Origin of the sequence: Haloferax litoreum, from assembly GCF_009674605.1 — an archaeon.
Classification (GTDB): domain Archaea; phylum Halobacteriota; class Halobacteria; order Halobacteriales; family Haloferacaceae; genus Haloferax; species Haloferax litoreum.
Map to the genome: position 1 here is coordinate 1,663,455 of NZ_WKJO01000001.1, position 26,512 is coordinate 1,689,966.

Annotated in this window: 26 protein-coding genes; 10 read left to right on the forward strand and 16 right to left on the reverse strand. The window is 62.1% G+C overall.

All coding sequences use genetic code 11. From position 1 onward, the window contains the following. The first annotated feature begins 326 nt into the window (after positions 1-326). The gene (locus tag GJR96_RS18090; RefSeq protein WP_191965830.1) at positions 327-503 is read left to right on the forward strand and encodes a DUF7838 family putative zinc beta-ribbon protein; all 177 of its coding nucleotides are present in this window, start codon (positions 327-329) and stop codon (positions 501-503) included. A 17-nt stretch (positions 504-520) separates the two neighbouring features. Here GJR96_RS18090 and gcvPB read toward each other — a convergent pair whose 3' ends face one another. The 6 genes from gcvPB to GJR96_RS08555 all read right to left on the reverse strand — a co-directional run bounded on the left by gcvPB (position 521) and on the right by GJR96_RS08555 (position 6,889). Next, entirely contained in the window at positions 521-1,942 is a 1,422-nt protein-coding gene (gene gcvPB / locus GJR96_RS08530) for an aminomethyl-transferring glycine dehydrogenase subunit GcvPB (RefSeq protein ID WP_151162553.1), read from the reverse strand. Continuing rightward, positions 1,942-3,285 carry an aminomethyl-transferring glycine dehydrogenase subunit GcvPA gene (gcvPA, locus tag GJR96_RS08535; RefSeq protein ID WP_151162554.1) on the reverse strand — a complete coding sequence of 448 codons (1,344 nt, stop codon included), beginning with the start codon at positions 3,283-3,285 and terminating at the stop codon, positions 1,942-1,944. The genes gcvPB and gcvPA overlap by 1 nt, the downstream gene beginning before the upstream one ends. A gap of 1 nt (position 3,286) precedes the next feature. Continuing rightward, complete coding sequence (gene gcvH, locus GJR96_RS08540; RefSeq protein ID WP_151162555.1) at positions 3,287-3,667, reverse strand: glycine cleavage system protein GcvH; 381 nt, start codon at positions 3,665-3,667, stop codon at positions 3,287-3,289. After that, on the reverse strand, positions 3,667-4,761 hold the full coding sequence (gcvT, locus tag GJR96_RS08545; RefSeq protein ID WP_151162556.1) for a glycine cleavage system aminomethyltransferase GcvT: 1,095 nt from the start codon (positions 4,759-4,761) through the stop codon (positions 3,667-3,669). Before gcvT ends, gcvH begins: the two co-directional genes overlap by 1 nt. Positions 4,762-5,037: 276 nt before the next feature. After that, positions 5,038-6,294 carry an aminoacyl--tRNA ligase-related protein gene (locus GJR96_RS08550; protein ID WP_151162557.1) on the reverse strand — a complete coding sequence of 419 codons (1,257 nt, stop codon included), beginning with the start codon at positions 6,292-6,294 and terminating at the stop codon, positions 5,038-5,040. 445 nt (positions 6,295-6,739) lie between these two features. After that, a complete protein-coding gene (locus GJR96_RS08555; protein WP_154326197.1) occupies positions 6,740-6,889 on the reverse strand; it encodes a hypothetical protein in 150 nt (49 codons plus the stop codon). A gap of 249 nt (positions 6,890-7,138) precedes the next feature. On the opposite strand from GJR96_RS08555, the gene tuf reads away from it, so the two are divergent. Beyond that, entirely contained in the window at positions 7,139-8,401 is a 1,263-nt protein-coding gene (gene tuf, locus GJR96_RS08560) for a translation elongation factor EF-1 subunit alpha (RefSeq protein WP_151162558.1), read from the forward strand. A 47-nt stretch (positions 8,402-8,448) separates the two neighbouring features. Here the strand turns inward: tuf and GJR96_RS18280 are convergent, their stop codons facing one another. The 3 genes from GJR96_RS18280 to GJR96_RS08575 all read right to left on the reverse strand — a co-directional run bounded on the left by GJR96_RS18280 (position 8,449) and on the right by GJR96_RS08575 (position 12,089). Further along, the gene (locus GJR96_RS18280) at positions 8,449-8,592 is read right to left on the reverse strand and encodes a hypothetical protein (RefSeq protein ID WP_225317720.1); all 144 of its coding nucleotides are present in this window, start codon (positions 8,590-8,592) and stop codon (positions 8,449-8,451) included. A gap of 475 nt (positions 8,593-9,067) precedes the next feature. Continuing rightward, entirely contained in the window at positions 9,068-10,360 is a 1,293-nt protein-coding gene (locus GJR96_RS08570) for an ATP-grasp domain-containing protein (protein WP_151162560.1), read from the reverse strand. Positions 10,361-10,532: 172 nt separating this feature from the next. Next, complete coding sequence (locus GJR96_RS08575; protein ID WP_151162561.1) at positions 10,533-12,089, reverse strand: S8 family serine peptidase; 1,557 nt, start codon at positions 12,087-12,089, stop codon at positions 10,533-10,535. Between the two features lie 218 nt (positions 12,090-12,307). Between GJR96_RS08575 and GJR96_RS08580 the strand changes: the two genes are divergently transcribed. From GJR96_RS08580 to hmgB, 5 genes are all read left to right on the forward strand, one after another. Further along, on the forward strand, positions 12,308-12,787 hold the full coding sequence (locus GJR96_RS08580; RefSeq protein ID WP_151162562.1) for an NYN domain-containing protein: 480 nt from the start codon (positions 12,308-12,310) through the stop codon (positions 12,785-12,787). Positions 12,788-12,900: 113 nt separating this feature from the next. Continuing rightward, a complete protein-coding gene (locus GJR96_RS08585; RefSeq protein WP_151162563.1) occupies positions 12,901-13,749 on the forward strand; it encodes a TatD family hydrolase in 849 nt (282 codons plus the stop codon). A 125-nt stretch (positions 13,750-13,874) separates the two neighbouring features. Next, positions 13,875-14,468, forward strand: coding sequence for a DUF2150 family protein (locus tag GJR96_RS08590; RefSeq protein WP_151162564.1), 594 nt, complete (start codon positions 13,875-13,877; stop codon positions 14,466-14,468). Between the two features lie 66 nt (positions 14,469-14,534). After that, entirely contained in the window at positions 14,535-16,682 is a 2,148-nt protein-coding gene (locus GJR96_RS08595) for an Ig-like domain-containing protein (RefSeq protein WP_151162565.1), read from the forward strand. Between the two features lie 94 nt (positions 16,683-16,776). Next, the gene (gene hmgB, locus GJR96_RS08600; protein WP_151162566.1) at positions 16,777-18,114 is read left to right on the forward strand and encodes a hydroxymethylglutaryl-CoA synthase; all 1,338 of its coding nucleotides are present in this window, start codon (positions 16,777-16,779) and stop codon (positions 18,112-18,114) included. A gap of 288 nt (positions 18,115-18,402) precedes the next feature. Here hmgB and GJR96_RS08605 read toward each other — a convergent pair whose 3' ends face one another. Together GJR96_RS08605 and GJR96_RS08610 are read right to left on the reverse strand one after the other, a co-directional pair. After that, positions 18,403-18,705 (reverse strand): DUF5789 family protein, encoded by a 303-nt coding sequence (locus tag GJR96_RS08605; protein WP_151162567.1) that lies wholly within the window; start codon positions 18,703-18,705, stop codon positions 18,403-18,405. A gap of 101 nt (positions 18,706-18,806) precedes the next feature. Next, on the reverse strand, positions 18,807-19,514 hold the full coding sequence (locus GJR96_RS08610) for a helix-turn-helix domain-containing protein (RefSeq protein WP_058571772.1): 708 nt from the start codon (positions 19,512-19,514) through the stop codon (positions 18,807-18,809). Between the two features lie 597 nt (positions 19,515-20,111). Between GJR96_RS08610 and GJR96_RS08615 the strand changes: the two genes are divergently transcribed. Both GJR96_RS08615 and GJR96_RS08620 read left to right on the forward strand, forming a co-directional pair. Beyond that, positions 20,112-20,750: a metal-dependent hydrolase gene (locus tag GJR96_RS08615; protein WP_151162568.1), complete on the forward strand. Its 639-nt coding sequence runs from the start codon at positions 20,112-20,114 to the stop codon at positions 20,748-20,750. Positions 20,751-20,822: 72 nt separating this feature from the next. Next, positions 20,823-21,344 carry a GNAT family N-acetyltransferase gene (locus GJR96_RS08620; RefSeq protein ID WP_151162569.1) on the forward strand — a complete coding sequence of 174 codons (522 nt, stop codon included), beginning with the start codon at positions 20,823-20,825 and terminating at the stop codon, positions 21,342-21,344. A gap of 51 nt (positions 21,345-21,395) precedes the next feature. Here the strand turns inward: GJR96_RS08620 and GJR96_RS08625 are convergent, their stop codons facing one another. Continuing rightward, positions 21,396-21,977, reverse strand: coding sequence for a transporter (locus tag GJR96_RS08625; RefSeq protein ID WP_151162570.1), 582 nt, complete (start codon positions 21,975-21,977; stop codon positions 21,396-21,398). Positions 21,978-22,109: 132 nt separating this feature from the next. On the opposite strand from GJR96_RS08625, the gene GJR96_RS08630 reads away from it, so the two are divergent. Next, positions 22,110-23,282 carry a metal-dependent hydrolase family protein gene (locus GJR96_RS08630; RefSeq protein ID WP_151162571.1) on the forward strand — a complete coding sequence of 391 codons (1,173 nt, stop codon included), beginning with the start codon at positions 22,110-22,112 and terminating at the stop codon, positions 23,280-23,282. A 9-nt stretch (positions 23,283-23,291) separates the two neighbouring features. Here the strand turns inward: GJR96_RS08630 and GJR96_RS08635 are convergent, their stop codons facing one another. The 4 genes from GJR96_RS08635 to GJR96_RS18485 all read right to left on the reverse strand — a co-directional run bounded on the left by GJR96_RS08635 (position 23,292) and on the right by GJR96_RS18485 (position 26,503). Further along, positions 23,292-23,933: a GNAT family N-acetyltransferase gene (locus GJR96_RS08635; protein WP_151162572.1), complete on the reverse strand. Its 642-nt coding sequence runs from the start codon at positions 23,931-23,933 to the stop codon at positions 23,292-23,294. Next, a complete protein-coding gene (locus GJR96_RS08640; protein ID WP_151162573.1) occupies positions 23,926-24,567 on the reverse strand; it encodes a GNAT family N-acetyltransferase in 642 nt (213 codons plus the stop codon). The genes GJR96_RS08635 and GJR96_RS08640 overlap by 8 nt, the downstream gene beginning before the upstream one ends. Before the next feature lie 91 nt (positions 24,568-24,658). Continuing rightward, positions 24,659-25,948 (reverse strand): MFS transporter, encoded by a 1,290-nt coding sequence (locus GJR96_RS08645; protein WP_151162574.1) that lies wholly within the window; start codon positions 25,946-25,948, stop codon positions 24,659-24,661. 78 nt (positions 25,949-26,026) lie between these two features. Beyond that, positions 26,027-26,503, reverse strand: coding sequence for a DUF6194 family protein (locus GJR96_RS18485; RefSeq protein ID WP_151162575.1), 477 nt, complete (start codon positions 26,501-26,503; stop codon positions 26,027-26,029). Between the last annotated feature and the right edge of the window lie 9 nt (positions 26,504-26,512).

Genomic DNA, 26,512 nt, shown 5'->3' on the forward strand with positions numbered 1-26,512 from the left:
GTCAATTCGACCCGCTGTATCGACGCACAAAATTGTCCGACTCATTGTTCACTCGAAAATTAGTGAATGTGTGTAAAGTTCTATGTGCCAAATTATCGCCCTCGATATTCAGGTCATTTAAGTGGTACACTGGCCGGTTTACCGTCGAATTCTGTCGGACCTCTCGACTCACCGACGACAGCGACCCTGAGCACTCTTTTTCTCCGAACCACCCGATTTTGTATCGCGCTATGTAGTTTATGGCGTCAGAATACGTGCCCTTTGGCTGCACACGGGACCGACCACGAACCAATATCTTCAACAACGACCACGACGGATTCGCTCTCATGAGCGACCTCGAAATCGAACGCGACTGCCCGGTCTGTGGCAACGACACGTTCTACCTCGCCGCCAGCATGCAGGTCCACCTCGGAAAGAAGACCAAGTGGCACTGTACGAACTGCGACTACGGCTACATCCACATCACGGACGACGTGGAGACCTACGCGAAAGCCGAAGCGTAAGAAAAAATCGAGTTTCGTTATTCTTCGTCGCCGAGCGACTGCCAGGAGAGTCGCGGGTTGCGTGCCGCAGACACCTGGTCGATGCGTCGGGCACTCGTCTTCGAGGGCGCTGTCTCCAGTGCCTCGTCCGAGTCGGCGTACGCGGCGTTGAACGCGTGTGCCAGGTCGTCGAGCGACGCCTTGTCCTCGACTTCCGTGGGTTCCGTGAGCATCGCCTCGGGGACGAGTTCGGGCCACTTCGTCGTCGGCGGGTGGACGCCGTAGTCGAGCATCCGCTTTGCCACGTCTGCGGCGTCGCGGTCACCCGACGTGGCCGCGAACTCGTGGTGGAACGGTCCGTACGGCACGTCGAGGTCGATTTGCGAGGCGAGGTAATTCGCGTTCAACACAGCCTTCGCGCTGGCGTCTGCGAGGCCTTCGTCGCCGAGACGGGCGATGTAGGCGTACGCCTTCACGAGCACCAACCAGTTGCCGGCGAACCCGTGGACTTTCCCGATGGACGACTCGGGTTCGTACTGTTCGTACCCTGCTGCCGTCTCGCGGACCATCGGACTCGGGAGATACTCGGCGAGTTCTTCGACGACACCGACCGGGCCAGCACCCGGTCCACCGCCGCCGTGGGGCGTCGCGAACGTCTTGTGGACGTTGTAGTGCATGATGTCGAAGCCCATGTCGCCGGGGCGAGCACGGCCGAGGAGTGCGTTGAAGTTCGCACCGTCGTAGTAGAGCAGTCCGCCTGCCTCGTGGACCATGTCCGCGATTTCGACGATGTCGCGCTCGAACAACCCGAGCGTATTCGGGTTCGTGAGCATGAGCGCGGCCGTCTCCTCGGAGATGGCGGCGTCGAGCGCTTCGATGTCGACGCGGCCATCCTCGTCAGAGGGGAGTTCGACCACGTCGTACCCCGCCATCGCGGCGGACGCGAAGTTCGTCCCGTGGGCGGACGCCGGAATGATAATCTCCGAGCGGTCGTCGTCGCGGGCCTCGTGGTACGCTTTCGCGATGAGGATGCCGGTGAATTCACCTGCGGCACCGGCCGGCGGTTGGAGCGTCACGGCGTCCATGCCGCCGATGTCGGCGAGGTGCTCCTGGAGTCCGTGGAGGAGGCCGAGCGTCCCTTGGACCGTTCGGTCAGACCGGTCGGGGTGAACCGCCGCGCGGGCGTCGCCAGCGACGTCCTCGGTGAACGACGGATTGTACTTCATCGTACACGACCCCAGTGGGTACGGTCCCAGTTCGACGCTGTAGTTCATCTGCGACAGGCGGGTGTAGTGCCGCGCCAGTTGGGGTTCCGAGAGTCCCGGCAGCGTGAGTTCGTCGCGAGTCAGGTCGTCGGGGAGGACGCCGTCGGCGTCGACTTCGACGGTGGTGCTGTCCTTTTCGGACAGGAGCGGTTCGTACACGTCGTCACGGCTGAATCGGGCTTGGTCGAAGTTCATCAGGCTACCTCCTCGAAGGCCGCGACGAATTCGTCTGCGGCGTCGGCGTTCGCCTCGGTGATACAGACCTGGATGTGGTGGTCGTCGAGTGCGTGGACCGCGAACCCGCGACCCGCGAGGTCGTTCGTAATCGCCGGTGCGGGTTGGTCGGTGTAGACGACGAACTCGCGGAAGTGGTGCCGGTCGTGGACCGGAGCCTTCACGCCCGAGAGGTCGTCGAGACGCTCGGCGAGGTCACGGGCCTCGGTGACAGCGTCTTTCGCAACGCCGACGAGGCGGTCCGGGCCGAGCCACGCGATGTGCATGGCAGTTCGGAGCGCCACCCACGCCTGATTCGTACAGATGTTCGACGTGGCTCGCTCTTTGCGGATGTGCTGTTCGCGGGTCTGGAGCGTCAGCGTGAACGCTCGCATGTCTTCGGAGTCCTCGGAGACGCCGACGAGGCGGCCCGGAACCTGTCGAAGGTACTCTTCACGAGTCGCGAAGATACCGAGGCCCATGCCGTAGGCCGACCCGATACCGAGTGCACCTGCTTCGCCGACGACGACGTCGGCACCGACGCTCGCGGGTTCTTGCAGGAGTGAGAGGGCGACGACGTCGCTTCCGAGACAGAACAGTGCGTCGTTCTCGTGGGCGATGTCGCCGATGTCGGCGAGTCGTTCTTCGATGACGCCGCGGACGGTCGGACTCTCGGCGTAGACCATCACCGTCTCGTCGTCCACGAGGTCAGAGAGGGCGTCGACGTCGACAGCGCCGTCGTCCATCGGGTACTCGCCGATTTCCATGTCTGCGCCGTCGAGGTAGTTTTCGAGGACACCCAGACGGCCTTCGTGCAGGTGCTCGGGGACGAGCACGCGGTGGCCGCTCGCACCGCGTCGGAGGCGGTTCGCGAGGAGTGCGGCCTCGGCGAGGGCCGTCGCGGCGTCGTACATCGAGCAGTTCGCCACCGGAAGGCCGGTCAGTTCGACCAGCATCGACTGGTACTCGAAGAGAACTTGCAGGAAGCCCTGCGCAATCTCCGGTTGGTACTGTGTGTAGGACGTGAGGAACTCAGAGCGGCGCGAGAGGTCGTCCACGAGTGCCGGCACGTAGTGGGCGTGGTGGCCCCGGCCGAGGAACTCGGTCAACTCCTCGTTGCGGGCGAAGAGGTCCGCGAGCGACTGTCTGAGTTCTCGTTCGTCGGTCGAATCGATACCGAACTCGTCGTCGAAGCGCACGTCGGCCGGGATGTCGAAGAGGTCTTCGACGGAGTCGACACCGATGGCGTCGAGCATCGCGGCCTCGTCAGCGTCTGTGTGAGGGGCGTACGGGCTTCCGACCCGTCGTCCGTTTCCAGCCGTCATCTCACTCCGTCTGCTCGCGGTACTCCTCGGGGGAGAGGAGGTCGTCGAACTCGTCCGTGTTGGACGGTTCAAGCTCGAGCATCCACCCGTCGCCGTACGGGTCGTCGTTGACGAGTTCGGGCGCGTCGAAGAGGTCTTCGTTGACGGCGACGACTGTGCCCGAAATCGGGGCGTAGAGGTCGGAGACCGCCTTGATACTCTCGACGACGCCGAATTCGTCGCCGGCGGCGAGTTCGTCACCCTCGGCGGGGAGTTCGACGAACACGACGTCGCCCAGTTCGTCCTGAGCGAAGTCGGAGATGCCGACACGGACGGTGTCGCCGTCGGTGGTGGTCCATTCGTGCGATTCGAGGTACTTCTTGTCGTCGGGAATTTCGAACATTATCGGTCGATAAAGGGTGGTGTGACTATCTCTGCGCGCTTTTCTCTGCCGCGGACGAGGACGTACAGGACGGTCCCCTCCTCCGCGTACTCGGTCGGGACGTATCCGAGGCCGATGGGTTCCGACAGCGTCGGACTCATCGTCCCACTGGTCACCACGCCCACGACGTCGCCGTCCTCGGTGGCGATGTCGTAGCCGTGACGGGGGACGCCTCGGTCGAGGAGCGTGAAACCGACGAACGTCTCGTCGACTCCTGCTTCCTTCTGGCGTTCGAGGGCGTCGCGCCCCACGAACTCGGTGTCTCTCTTGACGACGAAGCCGATGCCCGCCTCGTAGGGGGTTCGGGGTTCGTCTTCGGGGTCGAAGTCCTGCCCGGAGAGCAGGTACCCCATCTCCATCCGGAGGGTGTCGCGGGACCCGAGACCACAGGGTGTCGCGTCGAGCGACGACCAGACTGTCTCGGCGTCGTCCCACGGACAGAGGACTTCGAAGCCATCTTCGCCGGTGTAGCCCGTGCGGGCGACCCAGCACTCGACGCCCGCCACGTCAGCGAACGTCGCTTGGAACTTCGACAACTCGCCGAGATTCGCGTCGGGCGCGGCGTCGGTGACTGTCTCGAGTGCGTCGGGCCCCTGTACCGCGAACATGGCCCAGTCTTCGGTCACGTCATCGACGGTGGCGTCGAGGTCCCACTCGTCGCGGAACGAGGTCCACCGGTCGTACATCTCTTCGTCGTGCCCTGCGTTCGGGATGAAGAGGTACACCCGGTCGTCGCGGTCGGGTAATCGGTAGACGACGGTGTCGTCGATGATGACACCCTCGTCGTTCACGATTGCCGAGTACTGCGAGTCACCCGGGTCGAGGGCCGTCACGTCGTTCGTCGTCAGGCGTTGCATCAACGCGGTTGCGTCCGGGCCGGACACCTCTATCTCACTCATGTGTGAGACGTCGAAGATGCCGACGGCCTCGCGGACTGCCGCGTGTTCTGCCTTGATGGAGTCGTACTCCACAGGCATGTCCCATCCGCCGAACTCCGTGAAACGCGCCCCGGCGTCAGCGTGGGCGTCGTACAACGGCGGCTTTCGAAGGCCCATACCCGGCACTGCGAACTGCGATAAGTAATGCTTTGGTATCTCCTCTCGCGGAGTAAGCACATATGTGCATCGAATGGTACTCGTGATTGGGTGAAAACACCACGAACCCGCAACCCGAACGGCGAAATCTGCCACCTTGCCGGAGTTCGGGTAGAAGACGGAGTGACGCACCAATAAACTAGATAGTGCGATACAGAATGGATCGTCCGCCCGATGCGGTCGCTCGTGACACAGAGTTGCTAAACAAATGGGCGCGAACGCGAGAGAACAGGCGGGCTATCGACTGACGATGTCGGCAACCTGTTCGAGTTCGACGAACTCCGTGTCGCCGTCGCGTGTTTCGAGTTCGACTTCGCCAGTCTCTCGGAAGTTGTTTCCGAGGACTGCCTTCCGGGGGATACCCAGCAAGTCACTCTCGGCGAAGCGTTCGCCGATAGTCTGGTCGGGGTCGTCGAAGAGGAGTGTCTCATCGCGCCCGCACGTATCGTGGAGTCGGTCGGCGGCCTGCGCTATCGCTCCATCGTAGTCGAGGGGGACGATTGCGAGGGTGTAGGGTGCGACGGTCCCGGTTTCCGTCACGGGCCACCGACACCCGTCGTCGTCTGCGTGTTGTTCGATGAGTGTGTGTACGAGTCTGTCGACACCGATACCGTAGCTTCCCATCTGGACGGGTCGCGTCGACCCATCGGCCGTATCAACTGTGAGACCTGCGGGGACGGAGTACCGCGTGCCCAGTTTGAAGACGTGTCCAATCTCGATGCCCTCTCCGGCGGTGAGCCTGCCCCCACAGACGGGACACGAGTCGCCGGCAGCGAGGTGGCCGTCACCCGACTCGTCAGTCACACCGACGCGACACCCGTCCGTCTCACAGGAGACGAGTGCGGTGCTCCCCGTCTCGACGAGTGCGACGAACTCCTCGGACGCAGACCCGCCCATCACGCTGTTCTCCGCGTCGACGACGACGAAGTCGATGCCGAGTGCGTCGAAGATGCGGCAGTAGGCGTCGCGCACGCGAGCGTACCACTCGTCGAGCGACTCCTCGGTGGCGTGGAGGCTGTACGCGTCTTTCATCGTGAACTCTTTTGTCCGGAGGAGTCCGTTCCGGGGGTGGTCGTCGCGGTGTTTCCGCGCCACCTGATAGAAGAGTCGGGGGACGTCTTCGTATGACCGGACGAACCCCTCGACGAGGTGGACGACACCCTCTTCGTGCGAGGGTGCGAGACACATCGCTTGGCCGTCGCGGTTTTCGAACGTGAACATCTCGTCTTCGAAGTTCCCCCAGCGGCCACTCTGTTTCCAGATGGCTTTGTGCTGGAGACTGGGGAGGCTGACAGCTTGCCCGCCGATGGCGTTCATCTCCGCTTCGATGAGGCCGATGACGTTTCGACGGACTCGCTGCCCCGAGGGTGTGAACCCGAACAGTCCACTGCCGAACTGTCGGACGAGTCCTGCCCGGACGGCAAGTTGGACGGTGTCGTTCTCCCAGCCTTCGCTCTCACGACTCGTGAAGAGCGTCACCTCACTTCGACGCATTGGCGTCACCTCGGGTGTCAGAACGACGGCGTCGCTGGACGGGAAGACGAATGCTCGTTAGTAATCGGTCAGAAACAGCGTCGGTACAACTATCGCGGAACCCAGCCGCGAGTCGCACCGGACTCACGGCTTCGAATACTGGTTCGGTCGTCTGTTGCCATGCAATTGTCACGATTGGGCGTGTGTAAATAAAGATTTCTCAACACGTCCGAGCGAGTGGTCGTCTGGGTGATGCCCAGATACCACGCGTTTCGAGTTGGGATGCCCCTCTCCACGCCGGCCGGAGATAGATTTATGAGGGTGTACGTAGAAATAGTTACTATGATTGTTGTAAGTTCTGAGGAACAGACGCCTGTCCGCTCGACGCCCGTCCGCCGTACCGCCACCTTCGCCGAGATGTCCGCCGCGATGCGTAATCTCTGAGTGTTCTTCGCCGTCTCACAGACTACATCTCCAGTTCTCTGCTGTTCTCGCTTCGGGAGCCGCGGAATCGTCGTGCTTCGTCGCTTCCAACGCCGGGGTCCGTGACTTCGCCACCGTGACCGACGGCCACTGTTCGACGCTCGACTACTGGTTGGGCGACTTCGTGGCACATTGTGGTCGTTGACTCAATTCCTATTCTTCAATTGATATATGTTCTCCTACTATCACCGGCAGGAATTGTCTACTGAAAAACACGACACGGCTCGGCATTCGTCCCACGAATAGTCTACTATTCCAGAGATTCACAGGACCAAAAACGTCGGATTCGCGGGCATATGGCGCTGAAACACTCTATCTCGGGAAAACGGATATACCCTTGGGTGTCATATTCTACCAAACTGGGCAACAGTGCCCTGATACCATGGCAGACAAACCACACCAGAACTTAGCCATCATCGGACACGTCGACCACGGGAAGTCCACGCTCGTCGGTCGACTCCTGTTCGAGACAGGCAGCGTACCGGAACACATCATCGAACAGCACCGCGAGGAAGCGGAGTCCAAGGGCAAGTCGGGTTTCGAATTCGCCTACGTCATGGACAACCTCGCCGAAGAGCGTGAACGCGGGGTCACCATCGACATCGCTCACCAGCGCTTCGACACGGACAAGTACTACTTCACCATCGTGGACACGCCCGGCCACCGCGACTTCGTGAAGAACATGATTACCGGCGCGTCGCAGGCCGACCACGCGATTCTCGTCGTGGCCGCCGACGACGGTGTGGCCCCACAGACCCGCGAGCACGTCTTCTTGGCCCGGACGCTCGGTATCGAGACACTCATCATCGCCATCAACAAGATGGACGTTGTCGACTACAACGAAGACAGTTACAATCAAGTCAAAGAAGAGGTGCAGCAACTCCTGAAACAGGTACGGTTCGACACCGACGACGCACGATTCATCCCCATCTCCGCGTTCGAAGGGGACAACATCTCCGAACACTCGGACAACATGTCGTGGTTCGACGGGCCGACCGTCCTCGAGTCGCTGAACGACCTCCCAGAACCGTCACCGCCGACGGACGCGCCACTCAGAATTCCGATTCAGGACGTGTACACCATCTCGGGTATCGGGACCGTTCCCGTCGGACGCGTCGAGACTGGTGTCCTGAACGTCGGTGACAACGTGAGCTTCCAGCCGTCTGACATCTCCGGCGAGGTCAAGACCATCGAGATGCACCACGAGGAAGTCGGGCAGGCCGGCCCGGGTGACAATATCGGGTTCAACGTCCGTGGTGTCGGCAAAGACGACATCCGCCGCGGCGACGTCTGTGGCCCGGCAGACGACCCGCCGTCCGTCGCGAAGACGTTCAAAGCGCAAATCGTCGTCATGCAGCACCCATCGGTCATCACCGCTGGGTACACGCCAGTCATCCACGCGCACACGTCACAGGTCGCCTGTACGTTCGAATCGCTCGACCAGAAACTCGACCCCGCGTCGGGTGAAGTCGCCGAGGAGAACCCCGACTTCATCAAAGCCGGTGACGCCGCTATCGTCACGCTGCGGCCGCAGAAACCACTCAGCATCGAGCCATCGTCAGAAATCGCCGAACTCGGTAGCTTCGCAATCCGCGACATGGGACAGACCATCGCGGCCGGTAAAGTACTCGAAGTCAACGAGTGATTCGACCGTCCCGTTCCGTCTTTTTTATTCTGTGACCGTGTGCTAGCTTAGCCCTGGACACCGGGGTAGAGTGCCGAGACCTGCCAGACGTTTGCGCGGACGCCCGCACGTTCGATGTCCATACGGACCTGCTCGCCACGACGGTGACTCGCGAGATAGTCGCGAAGTGCCTCGTCGTCGTAGGAAGTCACGTGGTACGTCGACCCGTTTTCCCCCCGCAAGGTCGCCGCCCCATGGTCATTTACCTCGTTTACGATTGTGTACGTATCCGCACTGTTTGTGGACACCATCTCGGGCATAGTGGCTAATATGTGTGTATATAGCATAAAACCGGCGATTCGTTTGATAAATCATTATAAACTAAACTACGATTTTCAGCGTGGCTAACGGAAGGCGTGGGAGACGACCCCGGTGGGTACGGCTCTTTCGAGCAGTGGCCAGCAAAACGGCTCGTCACCCACGAGCAACCAGAGGCCACGCACCGACAGTTCACGGCCGGTGTGGGACGTGTCGTGGTTCTGTCCTCCCGTCTGTGAGACGGGTGAGGGTGCCCTGAGAACTGGCACTGACCACGAGCTAGGTGGCCCCTCTGTTGGGTGGGCCGAGCGCGAGTGGACGGAGGCTTCCTAGAGGGTTAACAGACTGGCCTGATATAACAAGGACTACTTAGGTCCCCGACTCGGTGCTGACGCGACGACGAACGTCGACGTAGTAATCTCGCAACACGTCGCGCCCGATTCGAAGCGGTGTATCGGTTTCGGTATCCTCGTCGACGACGGCCGTCACCGTCCGTCGGTCACCTGCCAATTCGACGACGATATCGACGCGCGGGGTGGCCTCGTCGGAGAGGACAGACGGTGGTTCGGTGCCGACCTCTCTCGCCAACGCGGGGTCGATTCGCGTCGTGTCGGCGGCGGTGTCGATGTGCGCGAGAACGACTTTCGACCCACTGAGTCCAGTGACCGTCACGCGTTCCGTGTAGCCAACGACCGGCACGCGGTCGTCCCGGACGGACGAGGGTGCGTCTTCGGGTGGCGTCCCGTCGAGTTCGTGGGTGAGTCGTTCTACGTCTGCCTCGGTGACACTTCCGCCCGCCCGTTCGATTGCGAGGCGGGCGATAGCCGCCGCGGGGGACCGGCCAGTCGCGCGGAAGAGTCCGCGGAAGCCCGCAGTCGGGTTGACTTCGAGAACGACCCACCCGCCGGGTGCTTCGATGAGGTCGACACCTGCGTAGTCGAGGCCGAGGGCGCGCGTCGCACGGAGTGCCGCCCCCGCCGCTTGCTGGGAGAGGTCGTCGGTCGCGTCTTCGACGTCACCACCGAGTGCGACGTTCGTGCGCCAGTCGCCCGCCGGCGCATAGCGGTACATCGCCCCGACGATTTCGTCGTCGACGACGTAGACTCTGAGGTCACGGTGGTCGTCGGCCTCGCTGAGATACTCCTGGACGAATGCCCGGCGGTCGTCGACTGACGCCGACAGGTGTCGGTCGTGGTCGACGAGCCACGTCCCACCGCCGTTCGTTCCGATAGCCGTCTTGTAGACGACCGGTGTTCCGAACGTGGACCGTTCCTCGTTCAACTTCGCGTCCCCCGTGGCGAGGTACGTGTGCGGGATTGGGACGCCCGCGGCGGCGAGCGTGGCCGCTGTCGCGTGCTTGTGGACGGCGAAGAGGACGTTCCGCGGGTCGTTGAGGACCGGACGGACGGCAGCGTAGCAACTGGCGATAGAGAGGTCTTCGAGCGGGGTCGTCGACTTCGAGAGCAAGAGTCGATTGACGACAACGTCTACGTCAGGTTCGAGTCGAACGCCGTCGGACGACACGTCGATACCGATTACCTCTTCGTGAAGCCAATACGCTTCGTGGCCCAGTGCTTCGACTGCGTTGCTGAGCGCTTTCGTCTCCCTGCTGTCGTGAAATCCGAGGATACCCACCGTGACAGACTCATCTCCCCCAGTCATGGGTACAGATACGAGACCAGGTGGTATCAGCGCATCGTGAGGTCTCGGAAGACGAGAACGATTGCCGTGTGGGAAAACGGGACCACACCCCGACAGGCTCATGAAGAATCTGTGGTTGTGATGCTGACACTTGGGTTGCAGGGGTGTCGGGACGTGGGGTCCCGTCTGTCCGTTACTGCGTTTCGGTGATTGTCACGGTGTAGCTTCCGCTTCCACTGTAACTGTCGACGAGGACAGTCAGGTCGGTGGACGTATCAGGGTTGTCGATGACAATCTGTTCGGTACTGTCCGTCGACCACGAGCGGTAGTCGTAGTTGTTCGTCGTCGGGCACTGTCCCGACCCTTCATCGACGTACAGGTCGAAGTCGGCGTCCGACGGACCGCTGAGGTCGACGACCACCTGCGACGGTGAACTGTACTCCCACGCGTACGACCAGCAGTCGGAGTCTGACGACGAGGTGAGCGAGTCGTCGACGGTAGACGTCGTCGAAGACCCGCCGGACCCGCCGCCACCGCCGGGTTGGGTTTCGACGGCGTTGGCCGCGTCGACGCGGCCCGCACCCTGTTCGGTGTCTTTGAGACCGATGTCGACTGCGGTGTTCTTCAAGTGACTCCGCAGGTCGGCCGGAGACATATCGTACTGGGCGAGGGCGAGACCGGCGACGCCCGAGACGACGGGTGTCGCCATCGAAGTGCCCGATATCTCCTTGTACTCGGTGCTGGTCGTCCAACACGAGAGGACGTTCGTCCCCGGTGCCGCAAGGTCGATTTCTGGCCCGTAGTTGGAGTAGTTCGCCAGTGACCCGTCGGGGTCGAGAGCGGAGATAGCCACACACTCGCTGTACGCTGCGGGGTACGAGACGTTTCGTCGGCCGTCGTTTCCGGCGGCGGCGACGACGAGCGACCCCTGCTGGGTCGCGTACGAGACGGCGTTCTTCATCGTCGACGTGTAGCCACCACCACCGAGTGAGAGGTTGATGACGTCTGCACCGTTGTCTGCTGCCCACTCGATTGCGTCTGCGATGTCGCTCGTCGAACCGCTTCCCGATTCGGAGAGTGCGCGGCCGGAGAGGAGCGAAGAATTACTGATGCCACCGATTCCTTCGTCGTTGTCGGTTGTCCCGGCGGCGATACCTGCAACGTGGGTTCCGTGATACTCGTCTGCGAGTACGTCCGGATACGGGTCGTCGTCCGTATCGACGAAGTCGTACCCTTTGTCCGTGCCGAACTGCGCAGAGAGGTCGGGGTGGTCGTACTTGACGCCCTGGTCGACCACGGCGATTGTCACGTTGGAACTCCCGAGTGTGGTGTCCCACGCGACGTCGGCGTTGACCTGTTGGGGTGCGTACTGACTTCCGTACTGTGGGTCGTTCGTCGTGTAGAGCGCTTCGTGGGTTGCGTTGCGCTCGGCGTACTTCACGTGTTTCCGACTCGTGATAGCCGAGATGAAGTTCTCGGACGCCTCGTCGGACGCTTCATCGGGGAATTCGACCGCGACGTACCCGAGGGTCTTGTTCTCGTGAACGACTCGTGCCTTACCGGGGAGGTGCTCTTCGACTACTCGACGCGGACTGCCTGCGGCCTTCGAGACACCGACGAGAACTTCGTTCTCTTTGGGTCCCGGAGACCGACCGGGGGTTGCGGTTGTCACACCCGCCATGCCGGTGAGCCCCGCCGCAGCGGAGAGCTTCAAGAATGCCCGTCTGTTGAACGTTGGGTTGCCTGTCATAGGCACACACATCTCAGATGGATGTAATAATATGTGTTATGTTGACTGAAATCTATATTTCACCATAGTTTTCAGACGTATTTCATAGTTTGGTGCAAAAACCGGACAATTATCTAAGAACTGGTCGCAAAACGATACCCCTGGTTCCCCGAGACGGCGGGAGAAACACGGGGGACGAGCCTCGAAATTTATAAACACGAAACGGGGTGAGGGGATGTATGGACCTCTTGCGGCGGTTGTTCGCTTCCGGCGCCTCCCCGTCGGGGCGAGTCGCCCTCTTCGTCGACGGACCGAACGTCCTTCGCGACGAGTTCGACGTGGACCTCGACGACATCCGTGAGGCGGCGCGGGCCCTCGGCGGACAGTTGAGTGCGACTCGACTCTATCTCGACGAACACGCGACTCCCGGACTGATTCAGGCGGCCGAAGCGCGCGGGTTCGAAGTCATCGTCACCAGCGGCGACGTGGACGTCAAACTCGCCGTCGACATGACTCGATTCGCAGTCGAAGGCCGGGCAGAGGTCATCGCCATCGCCTCACGAGACACCGACTTCAAGCCCGCACTCGAGACGGCGAACGAGTACGGACTCCGAACCGTCGCCATCGCCCCCGGCAGTTACGGCCGGTCCGACGCCCTCCAGAACGCGGCGACCTACGCCGTCACGCTCGACGAACTGGCGGGCCCCCGTAGCGACTAACCACTTCGCGGGGCTGAACACGCGTCTCGCACCGTCGACTGCTCGCCGCTCGAACACGTCCACGGCGCGTCCCGAACGGTTCGCTTTTTTCCCGGCCGGCCGACCACTCGACCATGCAGGAGTTCGACACGCCGGTGCTGGACAACCACCTCCACCTCGACCCGGACCACGGGCGCGGTGTCGAGGCGGTCGAGGACTTCGCCCGAAGCGGCGGGACGCACCTCCTCGTCGTGAACAAACCGTCGTGGCTCTTGGGCCACGAAGTCGAGACGGGCGCGGACTTTCGCCCCGTCTTCGAGACGACCATCGAGGTGGTGCGCGAGGCGTCCGAGATTCTCGACGGCCGAGCGTGGCCCGTCCTCGGCGTCCACCCGGGACTCGTCTCGAAACTCGTCGACGACAGAGGATACGACCCGGAGGACGCCCGCGACCTGATGTGCGCCGGACTCGACACTGCCGCCGAGTTCGTCCGCGCGGGCGGCGCACTCGCCCTGAAGTCAGGGCGACCCCACTACGACGTGACCGACGCCGTCTGGGACGCCTCGAACGAGGTACTCAAGCACGGACTGGACCTCGCCGCCGACTGTGACTGTGCACTCCAACTCCACACAGAGTCGACGACAGACCTCTCGGACGTGGCGTCGTGGGCCGACGAACGCGGGGTCCCGCGTGAGCGTGTCGTCAAGCATTACGCGCAAGGTCACCTCGTCGGCGGGACGCCGAGCGTGATGAGCGACAGGGACCGCCTCGAAGTGGCCGTCGAGCGAGGCGACCCGTTCCTCATGGAGACCGACTTCATCGACGACCCCGACCGCCCCGGCGCGGTGATGGGTCCGAAGACGGTTCCTCGCCGAGTGGACTGGATGCTCGACGAAGGGTACGACGCCGCGGTTCGGAACGCGCACGTCGAGACGCCCGAACTCGTCTACGACATCGACACCGAGGCGACGCTCGACAGGTAATCGACGCGACCGGCCTGCACCACGGCGACACGGTGACGTCCGTGCTGTCCTCCGGCACGCCCCGGGGTCGCATGCAGTACATCCGATAAGAAAGGCATTTGAGTCCGGCACGGGAGGATGTAGGTATGACCGAGGCCGAGGAACGATACTACTCCCCGGAACGCTGGCAGAACTGGTTGACACGCGTCGAAGAAGAGGACCTGGACCTCGAAAGCGAAGAGACCGGGCGCCTCCTGATGAACATCCAGAACGACGCGGCAATCGCAATCGCGAAGATTCTGGCCGCGTACGACGACGGCACGCTCGACCAAGAAGAGGCACTCGACGAACTCGCCACCGTCCACGACATCGTCATGGCGGAAGCCGAGTTCGAATCCGAGAACGAAGAAGGCGAGATTCTCATCGGCAGCGTCCAGACGAGTCTCACCTGTGCCTTCTTCACGGCTGAAGAGTACCTCGTCGCGGGTCCTGCCGACCTCGAAGACGACCTGGAGGCGTACGTTCTCGCCGCCGCGGACGCCGAGAAGGCAGACGACCTCGACGCCGCACTGGGTTACATCGTGCAGATGGGGACGAACGTCGTCGCCGGCGAGGAACTCGACATCACCGTCCTCGACGACATCGAGTTCGGCCTCGTCACGGAGTGGGTCGACGGTATCGAGAGTCTCCAGAGCGGTCTCTCGGAACCCGAAGTCGTCGAAGAAGAAGAAGAAAACTAGACTCGGCCGTCTCATGTTTACGTAACTGTAGGAGTCTTTTTCCCCTTTCAGTTACCTTCGGATTATATGACCTTCCGGGGGGACGAGCGCGCAGTCACTGTCCAAGTCGGAGCAGTGCTGCTGTTCGGAATCATCGTCATCTCGATGTCGATGTACCAGGCGTCCGTCGTCCCGAACCAGAACGAGCAAGTCGAGTTCCAACACAATCAAGACGTTCACGACGACTTCGTCTCGCTCCGTGGCACCCTCATCGAGAGCGCGGCCGAGTCAACGACCCGCCCAGCAACTGTCACACTCGGCACGCGCTATCCGAGTCGGGCGCTGTTCGTCAATCCAGGACCTGTCACAGGGACACTCGAAACACGCACACTTGGCATCGTCGCCATCTCGAACGTCAGTACGAGTGAAGACGAGACAGACGACTACGTGACCGACGACGCCCTCTCGTTCACGACGAACTCGGTAGAGTACCGGCCGAGTTACAACGTACTCCAGAACTCGCCGTCAACGGTCTACGAGAACACTGTTGCGTACAATCGATTCGAGAACGGGTACAACGGGACGCTCACTGAGCAGACGCTGGTCGACGGCCGGTCGATATCGCTGGTTCTCGTCTCCGGAAACTACTCCGAAAACGGTGTCGGGACCGCGACGTTCGACGCACGGGCGGTGAGTCCAGCGCTGCGGACGGTGTCGGTTACCAACAACTCTTCCGATCGAAACGTGACGATTACCGTGCCGACGAAACTCTCGACGGCCGACTGGGAGTCGATTCTGGACGAATCTGGGGAATTAGACGGGTCGGGTGACGACTCGAACGACGCCTACGTCCACGATGTTCGCAACGGAACTGGCGATAGCGTCGTCCTGGTCATGGAACGCGGTGAGACCTACAATCTCCAGATTGGGAATGTTGGGGTCGGGTCAGGTGGCAACACCCCGTCGGCACACTATCTTACGGTCGTGGATTCGAGTAGTTCGTCGGTGACGTTCGAGGTCCGAGACCAATACAACAATCCGGTTAGTGGTGCGACACTGAACGCGACGGTGCTCCCTGCAACGACGCTCTCGGCACAGGGAGAGACGGGGTCCGCACTCACTGGGCTTCGAACAGACGCTCGGGGGCAGATACCCGTCTCGCTCGACTCACCGACAGCAGGGACGTACACAGTGCAAGCGAGCATCGACCGCAACCCTGCGACTGACCCCTTCGATGCGTCTCGCCGTCAGGAAGCGAACGCCGACGTCGTCGTTAACAGTGCTGGCACTGGCCCGGGTACTGGAACGTCTGGACCATATGACGTGACGTGGGACGGGGGCGCGATGGATGCGGCCGGCGGGAGTGCGGTCGATTACTACAGTGCGAACGACACGGTCGTCGTCGACAGCAGTAGCATCTCACAGGTCGACGGGGTCGTCGACGTGGTGGACAGCGACAGTGGTGACCAGGTCGCGAACGTGAGTGTCGACTTCGCGACGAACGATTCGTCGGTGTTGACAAGTGGATTAGATACGGATGTGACCGATGGGAGCGGTGTCGCGACCACGACAATTTCGGTCGTAGACGGCGTTGCGACAGCGTACGCAACGGCAGGTGGGTCGTTTGATACCCTCCACGTCAAAGTTGTCTCGGCGACTGGAGGCGGCGGTGGCGGGGGGTCCGGAGATGCATGGCAAGATACCAACGAAAACGGTGTCCAAGACGCAGGCGAAGCAGTCGACATCAGTGACGGCCAGTTCGACAACTCAAGCGTGGACCTGTACGTCGAACAGGACGCGAGCGACGTGACGGCAGACACCATCAACCTAAACGCGAAGAACATCATCTTAGAACCGAACTTCACCGCCCAATCGAGTGGGAACGGGGACAAGATAGTGATAACCGCGGCTGATTCGGTCGTCATCGACGGTGCAACCCTCGAAACGTCCGGATCGAACGCGGACGTGTCGATTACCGCCGGTGGGAGTATCTCGGCAATCGGAACCACGGTTCGGACGCAGAACCAGGGTGACATCTCGGTAGATGCCGGCGGAAATATCACTGCCAGCCAGTCGACGCTTGACGCGAGTAATAAAGGCGAAATTACGCTGGACGCCGGTGGTAACATCGTCATCCGGAACGCGGTGGTCTCTGGCGACGACGGGGTCACGTACACGGCCGGTGGGACGGTCGATGATTCCGGAACCGACTATTCCGGTGGGCAATCACCGTAGGTTTCGACCTCATAGAGCAAGAGGCCTGAGTATTCGACGAACGACGTAACTCCCTATCGACAAAACCATATGCCCCCACTCTGAAGAATCATCCATGACTTCCGTCGGCATCGACGCCATCGAGATTCGGACGGGTAAACTGGTTTTAGACCTCCCCAACACCTTCGCGCCGGTGAAGGGCGAAGACCCAGAGAAGTACACCAAGGGCCTCGGCCTCTATACGTCGTCGTTCCCCGACGTGTACGAGGACATCGTCACGATGGGAGCGAACGCCGCCAAGGCGCTGATGGAGCGAAAGGGTCTCACCCCTGAGGATATCGGCCGCATCGACGTGGCGACCGAATCCGCGTTCGACAACTCCAAGCCGGTGTCGACGTACATCTCGGGCTGCCTCGAACAGGTGTTCGAGGGCGACTTCCGCCACGCGAACAAGGGCGAGCGCAAGTTCGCGTGTATCGCGGGGACCCAGAGCCTCGACGACGCGTACAACTGGATTAAGGCCGGACGCAACCGTGGCCGTGCAGCACTCGTCATCGCAACCGACACCGCACTCTACGAACGTGGTGACCCCGGCGAGGCGACGCAGGGTGCCGGTGCCGTCGCGATGCTCATCGACGAAGACCCTGACCTCGTCGAACTCTCGACGGAGCAGGGCTACGGCAGCATGGACGAGACGGACTTCCTCAAACCGAACCAGCAGTTCCCGTCCGTCGACGGCAAGCGCTCCATGCAGGTTTACCTCGCACGCATGCGCGAGGCCCTCGAAGATTACGAGAGCGTCGCGGGTCGAACCCACCCCGACGACTTCGAGTACATCCCGTTCCACACGCCGTTCCCCGGCATGGTCCGAAAGGCCGCGCTCCTCGGGTTCCGTCACATGAGCCGTGGGACGGAAATCGAAGACGACCTCGCCAGCGAAATCGGTCGTCAGCCACGTGAGGACGACTTCGAGACGTGGGACGACTACGAAGAGGCCATCCGCGCCTACATGGACGACCTGAAGACGACCGAACAGTACCGCGACTGGTACACCCGCGTCATCGAACCGACGCTCGACATCTCTAGCCGCGTCGGTAACTGGTACACTGGGTCCGTCCACATCGCGCGTCTGTCGGCGCTGAAGGCGGCCGCCGAAGAAGGCAAGGAGATGACCGGCAAGAAGCTCCTCGTCGGTTCCTACGGCTCTGGCGCACAGGCCGAGATTCACGCCGAGACGGTTCAGGAGACGTGGCTCGACGAAATCGAGGCAGTCGACGTCGACTCCCAACTCGCAGAGCGAACCGAGATTTCGTTCGACGACTACGAACTCATCCACGACGTGCACAACCACGAGAAGGAAATCGAAGTCGAGGAGTTCACCCAACCCGAAGGCGAGTTCGTCTTCACTGGCTGGGGTCGCATGAACGAGCGTCGCTACGAGTACGTGGAGTAACGCGACCCGCCGCGTTCACACGACAACCGGGTCTCTGAGGCCGCAACCGAGCGACCACTTCTCTCTTCTTGACCACAATCGCGGTCAGTACGTTCTTCGTGGTGACCTCCTCGCGTCAGTGTGGATGAGCGAACGTGGCCCCGCCTGCGAGGTGTCCTCGCGTTGGTGCGACGATGGTCGTCAGTCGCCGACGTCGTATCTCTCGACGAGGCCACCGACTGCTTCGACGTGGATTTGCTCCGACTCGGCGTCGGTGAGTTATCCTGTGGTGAAATACTGAACTCGGCTTCAGAACGACCGAACTTCGTCGGGAAGTGCCGTCCACGACTCCGCCGGGTCGCCTCCGCGGTCGTCGTAGAACTTTCGCCCGATGTAATCGTCGCTGAGGTTCCCGATAATCGTCGTGTACAGGTCGTTCGCGGAGTCGAACGTCGCCGTCCCGAGCGGTGTGAGAATCGTCTCGATAGTCTCAGAATCCTCGACATCCGGCGCGTCGACTTCGACGTCACCGATTCGTTCGACGACGCCGTCGATATCGACCGGGTACGCCAGTTCGTCGTCGAGGTAGGCTGAGAGTTCTTGGAACTCCATACCGGTCATACCACGCGAGCGCCTTTCGGCTTTTTTCGCACTCTCGAAGATACTCACGAGAACCGGGCAAAGTCGAGAGAACCGCAGCGGTCGGAGCGACGTTACGGGAGTTTCCGCAGGTCTTCGAGCATCTCTTCTAAGTCGCGGTTCGTCACCGCGAGGCCGAATCCGTCGATAGTCGCGAGCGACGGGGCGTGTTCCCAGAGTTCGTCTTCAGTGAGTCCGTGGAGGACGACAGCGTTCGGCGTCGGCGTGACGACGCGCATCGCGACCAGTGGGGACTCGCCACGAGTGACGCCGGTGAAGACGAGTGCGCGACTCGTGGACTGGCCGTAGAGTCGGTAGAACTCTTCCGATGAGAGGCGCGTGATGGCCTGAATACTGTTGATGACGGTGTGACCGCTGATTCGGTCCTGGTCGCCGTCGACGATTTTGGTCGCCCCGATGGCGTCGTAGAACGTGTCCAGCGGGATAGAAGTCGGGTACTCGCGGAGGTCCTGGACGATGTCGCTTTCGAACCCTGCGGAGAGGACGCGCGCGTACTGTCGGATGCGACTGCCGCCTCGCGCCTCGTCGATGTCGAGCAGTGCTTCGACCATCCGACGGATGACGCCGATGCCGGGACTCTCGCGGCGGCCACTCTCGTAGTCCGAGACGACCGACGACGAGACGTCGAGTTGCTCGGCGAGGGCAGTCTGTGAGATGTCGAAGTCGGTACGCCACTTTCTGAGCGTCGCACCGGGGTCGTCAGAGAGGGTTATCTCTCCCGCGATTCGGCGGGCGAGGTCGTCGCGTGGGGCCGCGGTCATCGGCCGCACCTCCATACGACGGGCGGGTAAGACATGGGGTAACGTGCGGGAGTCCACCGCAAAAGAGTGTCGAAAGTGGTAGTCGTCGCCTGACGAACTCGCTGAGGATAGAAGTGGAGGACTCTGTGGAGATACTCAGAATTTGACAGGTGTGGCGTGACACAGACAGAGGGTGTACGTAGCAGATGTACTCGCGAGAAAGAACGTGTTGCCCTACGTAGTAACCGCATCCCGAACGAGACGAGGGAGGATACCTCCACCGACGATAATTACGAGAATTCTCAACCACATTGGTGAATCGGTAAACAGATGAATTGCGATGAGTACCCCAATTGTGAGAACTCCGAACAGAATGAATATTTGATGTTCGCGGGAGACCATTCGTTCGAAAATTACTGATGAGCAACTAATACGTGATGGTCGTCAAGATGATCTTTCTAATACGAACGCACCCTTTTGATACTGATACATATGCGCGCTCTATTCAGCACGGCTCCGAAAAAGTATCAGGAATAACGAAATCCGACAGGACCAAGCGAAGCGAATCCGAGTGAACCCCACGGAAACCTCAAGTTCGTCCGATGGAGACTGTGTGGTATGCCATCGACCCTCGTTCACGTCGCCGTCGGCGGCCTCGTCGGGGTGGCACTTCTCGGTCGCTGGTTCGACTCGCGGAGTCTCGCTGTCGTCCTCGTCGCAGCGATGATTCCGGACCTCGACTCGTTCACGAGTACACTCGTTCCCGGAAGCCATCGGTCACTCCTGCACACGCTCTTCTTGCCGTTGGTGCTCGTCGCACTCGTCGTCTACGACACGCGTCTCCGCGACGAGTCGGTAATTCGTGAGCGGTGGGGCATCCGCGGCGTCGTCGTCGCGTGGGTTGCAATCGCTGCGCTCCTCGGCGGCGGTATCATGCCGGACCTCTTTTCGAACGGTGTCAATGCCTTCTACCCCCTCCACGACACCTTCTACGCCATCAACGGGGAGGCACTGTGGTCGAACACGCGCGGATTCGTCCAGACGTTCGTCGAACTCCACCCCGAGTCGCCACCGCCGACGACCCAGACACTCCACTACAGCACTGTCGTGGACCCCTCTCCGGGTGCTGAACCCGAGAACGTCGAACGAATCGCACCGCTTGCCTCGTCAGGTCTGGAACTCATGCTCGTCGTCCTCGGCGGGGGCGTCGTCGCGGGGCGACTGCTCCTCGAACGGGTCCAACCCCCAGTGCAGTAAGGTTCGTCGTCGCTTCCGCGACGACACTCTCGACTCCGAGGGTTCATAACCGATGACGGCGCACCGCCTCTCATGAGCGACACACCCGACGGCGTGGCGGTTCGTCCCTACGACCCGGCGGACGCCGAGGCGTTCTGGGAACTCAAGCGCGGGTTCGAACTCGGTATCGGCGAGGGAACCGGTGGCGACGACAAGCGCTCCAAATACGAAGCGAAACTCACCGACGACTACCGAACACGGTATCTCACGTGGGTCGAACGCTGTTCGACCGACGACCCCGGATGTGTCGTCGTCGCGGAAGCGACGACAGACGGCGAGACGGACGAACTCGTCGGCTACGCCTTCGTGCTCCCCGAGGAGATGACGTTCATCTGGGACGCGGCGGTTCTCAACGAGATATTCCTCGCGCCAGCGTACCGAGGGACCGGCGTCGCCGACGAACTCATGCAGGCCGTTCTCGACCACGCGCGGTCACAGGACCTCCCACTGGACCGGATGGTCCTCGACGTGGACGAAGCGAACGACAGAGCGCGAGCGTTCTACGACCGGTACGGGTTCGACCACTGGGGCGAACTCGTCGCTCGGGACCTCTGAGCGAGGGGTGGGCGGGTCCACTCTGCCGGTAACAGAGCGTGCTTTCCGACGCTATCGAAGTGCTGTGGCGAGTCCTCCGCCGAAGGAACCCAATGCGAGCGGGTACACCGCTCCGGCGAGGAGCGCGGCGGTCACTGGGTCCGGGCGAGCGACAGCGTCGCCAATCGAGACGGTGAACAGAACGATTCCCGCGAGTGCGACGGGCAGGTAGCCGAGTACCGTCGTCGCCCCAGCGAGTGCACCGGATTTCACGGACGACTGACCACTGACGATGGCCACGACGGCCCCTGCGGCGAGCAACGCGACGACCGGAACGACGTAGAGGGCCGGAGAGAACGCCTCGACACTCTCGATGAGGTTGGCCGAGGACGTGGTCCCGAAGAGTCCCGGAAACGTCGTCGTGGTACCGTGGGCGTTCAGGAACACCCACCCGACGACTTTCCACGTTGCGAGGTCGGACCCGAGGGCTTCGAGAACCTGACTCGCCGTCGAATTCTCGATGGGAGCGGCGGTGACGAGGTACGTCGCCAGATACGCGAGGACGGCGGTGCCGAAGCCAAAGAGTCCCCCGATACCGGCGGTTCGGAGTGTCGATTGTGACGATTCGGAGACCGATTCTGGTGCCACTGACATGGTGTCGGGCCGGTCGTCTGTCTCGGATAAATACCTCGTGGCCGTCGTGTGGGGTGGTCCCATCACTCGGAGGTAGCCGAAACCACTGGTGGAGGGGGCACGTTCAAGTCCTGTGGCCCGATACCGGGTAGCATGCTGCTCCGCGACGGCCGAGTTATCGATGGCGGGCGCTCCCCCGACGAGAGAGACGTGCGAGTCGACTCCGAGACTGGACGCATCGTCTCGGTCGGTGACCTCGACCCGAACCGCCACGAACGCGTCGTCGACCTCTCCGGGAAGACGGTTACACCCGGATTGGTCGACGCGCACGTCCACTTTTCGCTGTCCGGAGAGCGGAGCGTCGAAGACGTCGTCGCACTATCGACGCCGCAACTCACACTGGTCGAAGCACGGAACGCCCGCAAGACGCTCGAAGCGGGCGTTACCGGAGTTCGAGTGATGGGGGCACGCGACATCGATGTCGTCCTCAAACGGGCCGTCGACGCAGGCGACGTGCCGGGGCCACGGATGGTCGCCAACTGCCGGTCCATCACGATTACCGGCGGGCACGGCCACCACATGGGTCGCGAGATAGACGGCGCGGACGACGCTCGTCGGGCGGTTCGAGAGCAGGTCAAACGCGGTGCTGACTTCATCAAGTTCATGACGACCGGTGGGGTGACGACGCCGGGGAGCGACCCGGGAGCAGTCGCTCTCACCGACGAGGAACTCCACGCCCTCGTGGACGAAGCCCACAGACGCGGCGTCCACACGGCGACCCACGCCCACGGTGCCGACGGAATCAAAGCCGCCATCAGAGCGGGTGTGGACACGGTCGAACACGGCACGTTCCTCGACGACGAGGCTGTCGACCTGTTTCTCGAACACGACGTGACGCTCGTCCCGACGCTCTCGGCCCCGTACCACATCTCCCGCAACACCGAAGCGGCGACCAGAGAGGACGTGTCGAAAGTGGATTTCGTCTACGACAGACACCTCGAATCGTTCCGGAAGGCAGTCGACGCGGGCGTCACCATCGCCGGCGGCACCGACGCGGGGACGCCCTTCAACTACCACGGCGGCAACGCCTCGGAGATACAGTTCATGGCGCAACACGGGATGGACCCAATCGATGCCATCCGGGCGATGACCGAGACGGCCGCAGACGCCATCGGCCTAGAGGGGTGCGGCGTCGTCGAACCCGACGCTCACGCCGACTTGCTGGTCTTCGACGACGACCCACTGTCGGACCTCACGGTTCTGAACGACCCGTCGGCCGTGCTGAAAGGTGGTCGCGTCGTCTCTGGGACGTTGCCGGAGAACTGAGAGACCGACTTACAGGACGTCGCTCGCGTCCCAGTAGAACTCGGCGTCGTACTCGCCGCCGGTCGTCTCCCGCCACTCCTCACGGGAGACACTGTACCGGAGTTCGTCGACAGGGTTGCCGTCGACGATGATACTGTTCCGGTCACGGCCGTCGAGACGCCCGCCCAGCGCGCCCATGTACTTCTCGATTGCTCGCTGTGACTTCTCGTTCGCGGCGACGTGTGAGACTTCGACGACTTCCAGGTCGAGAACGTCGAACCCGAGTGCGACGAGCGCCGCCGCCCGTTCGCCGGAGTAGCCACGGCCCCAGAACTGTGGTCGAATCCACAGGCCCAGTTGGCCGACTCGACGGTCCCACTTCGTGTGGAGGCCACCGAACCCAGCGAGTTGGCCACCGCCATCTTCGCTCTCGCGCGTGTAGACGGCGTAGTCGGCGCTCTCGGCGTCGTTCCACGACGACTCGCCGCGGTCGAGGAACTCCTTCGTCACCTTCGGAGTCTCGTGACGCGACCACGGCATGAACCGGGTGACGTCGTCGATTTCGGGGGCCGAACACAGGTCGTACACCTCGTAGACATCGAGGTACGTCGGGAGTCGGGCGACCAGTCGAAGACGCTCCGTCTCGACGACTTCAGGGTAGAAGTCACTCATCGTCGCCCTCCCAGCGGAATTCGGCGTTGTACTCGCCGTCAGTGGCGTCGTACCACTGGTCGCGCGTCACCGAGTAGGTGCGCGTGTCGCGGGGGGTACCGTCCATATCGACCACGTCGTTTCTGAAGTGGCCGTCGTACTGCCCGCCGAACCGGTCGACGTACTTCTCGATGGCGCGAACCGAGTTGTCGTTCTCCGGGAGGGCGGCGGCGTACGCGACTTCGAGGTCCAACAGGTCGAAGACGGCGGCGAAGAACGCGGCGGCACGCTCACCCGAATAGCCGCGGCCCCAGAACTTCTTTCTGAGCCACAACCCGAAGACGGCGCGGCGGTTGTCCCACTCGGGGTGGAACCCCGCCGTGCCAGCGAACTCGCCTGCGCCGTCTTCGCCCTCGCGAGGGAAGATGGCGTAGATGGCGTTCTTCGCCGACTCGTGTTGTTCTTCGGCCTGCTGGAAGAAGTCGAACGCCTCTTTCGGCGTCTGGTGGGGATTCCACGTCACGTACTCCGTCTCTTCTTCGATGGTGTCCGACCGCGACGCGGCGAAGTAGTCGTAGGCGTCCAACGGGTCGACAACCTCCCGCGACAGGGCACGAAGCCGAAGCCGCGGGGTGACAATTTCGTCGGGGAACATGGAACAGATGGCACTCGGAGCGAGTTAATAAGTTTTCTGAACATTGACATATGTGGGCACACTCCGTGTTAGATGTTCTCGAAGCGGTGAATCAGTCGTCTAACTGCGGACTCCCACGCTCTGTCCCGACCGACGATTCGTAGTCGCCGAACTCGGGGTGCGTCTCGCGCATCCAGACGAGTGCGATACCGCCAGAGACGAACATCGCGGCGGCGGTGACGTAGAACGCCATCTGGACCGAGACGAGGTCGGCCGCGACGCCGATGAGGATGGCACCAAAGCCGTAGCCAGCGTCGCGCCACATCCGGTAGACGCCGAGTCCAGTCGCCCGCCACGTCGGGTGTGCGGCGTCGCCGACGACGGTAATCAAGTTCGGATACAACAGCGCCATTCCCACGCCGGTGATGCCTGCGGTCACCATCCACGGGAGATATCCCGAGACGAACGTCGTCGCGAGGACACCCGCACCGGCGAGGAACATCCCGGCGACCACCGGTGGACGGCGACCGATGTCGTCGGCGAGTTTTCCGGTGTAGAGCTGGAGAACGCCCCAGACACCGCCGTAGACGCCCACGACCCCCCCGACTTCCACGACGGAGAGCCCCGAGGACGTGAGGTACAGTGGGTAGGCAATCCAGACGAGGGCGTCCACGAACTTCTCGACACTCCCCGCTTGTGCGGCGGCGAACAGCGTCTTGTCACCCCACGTCGCGCGCTTCAAAATCTCGGCGAACGGGAGGTTCGCATCGGCTTCCTCGGTGCTCCCCGACGCCTTCGCCTCTGCTTCGGCGTACGGAAGCGTCTCTTCGACGAAGAAGAGAGCGACGACGAGGCCAACGAGGACGACGCCGACGAGGAAGACGAACGGTGCGGGTCGGAGGCCGTACTGCCCGGCGATGATTCCCGTCACCCACGACCCGACGGCGACGCCGCCGTAGCCGAAGGCTTCGTCGAGGCCGACGGCGAGTCCACGGCGTTCACTCCCTGCGAGGTCTATCTTCGCGTTGACGCTCATACTCCACGCGAGTCCCTGATTGACGCCGAGGAGGACGTTCCCGACGGTCACCCACCACCAGTTCGGCGCGTAGATGAGGACGAGCGGAATCGGCAGTGCGACGACCCACCCGGCGACGAGAATCGGCTTTCTCCCGTACGTCTCGGCCCACTTGCCCCCGTAGAGGTTGAGGAGGGCCTTCACGAACCCGAAACTCACCACGAACGACCCGATGACGAGGACCGATTCGACGCCGAGCACGTCTCTTCCGAGGATGGGGACGACGTTTCGTTCCGACCCAATCGTCAGTCCGACGGCGAACACCGTAAGCAACTGGAGGACGAACTGCTGCCAGTTCTCGCGGAGTCCCTGGACGTAGCCTGCCATCTGTGTGCAGGTAGTTCAGAGAGTCTCGTACTAATAGTGTTCGATAGTCACACTACTCTGCACAGTCGCTCTGTCTCGTTACTGGCCGGCCGTGGCACTCGCAGCGGAGACTCGCTTCGAAAACTGCGCGCCTGCCCGGTCGTAGGCTTCGTCGAGCAGTGGTCGAAGAACCGACTCGACTGTCGTTTCGGACGGTGAGACGATGCTCACCCACCCTGCCCACCCGTAGACTGGATGCGGATGCAGTTCGTCGAGGGCCGTGAAGTCGTGTCCGGTGTCCACAACGCCGCCTTTCGGTGGGCGCTCCGGGCGAGCGCCGAACAACCGCCGATAGGTGGCATCGCCGATGCCGAGGTTCACGCGCCAGACACCGTCGCGGTACAGGTGCGATGCAGCGTCGTTCTCGCTGTCACGGTCTTTGACGGTCACGAAGTAGGTTCCGCGAGGGAGTCGCCCACCGGGGTTGTAAAAGAGGCCCTGTTCGCCCCACGCCTCGTCGACGACGACGTCGTCGTATCGGTCTGAAACGTACCTGCGGAAGTCGTCCGGAGTCACACACAGTGG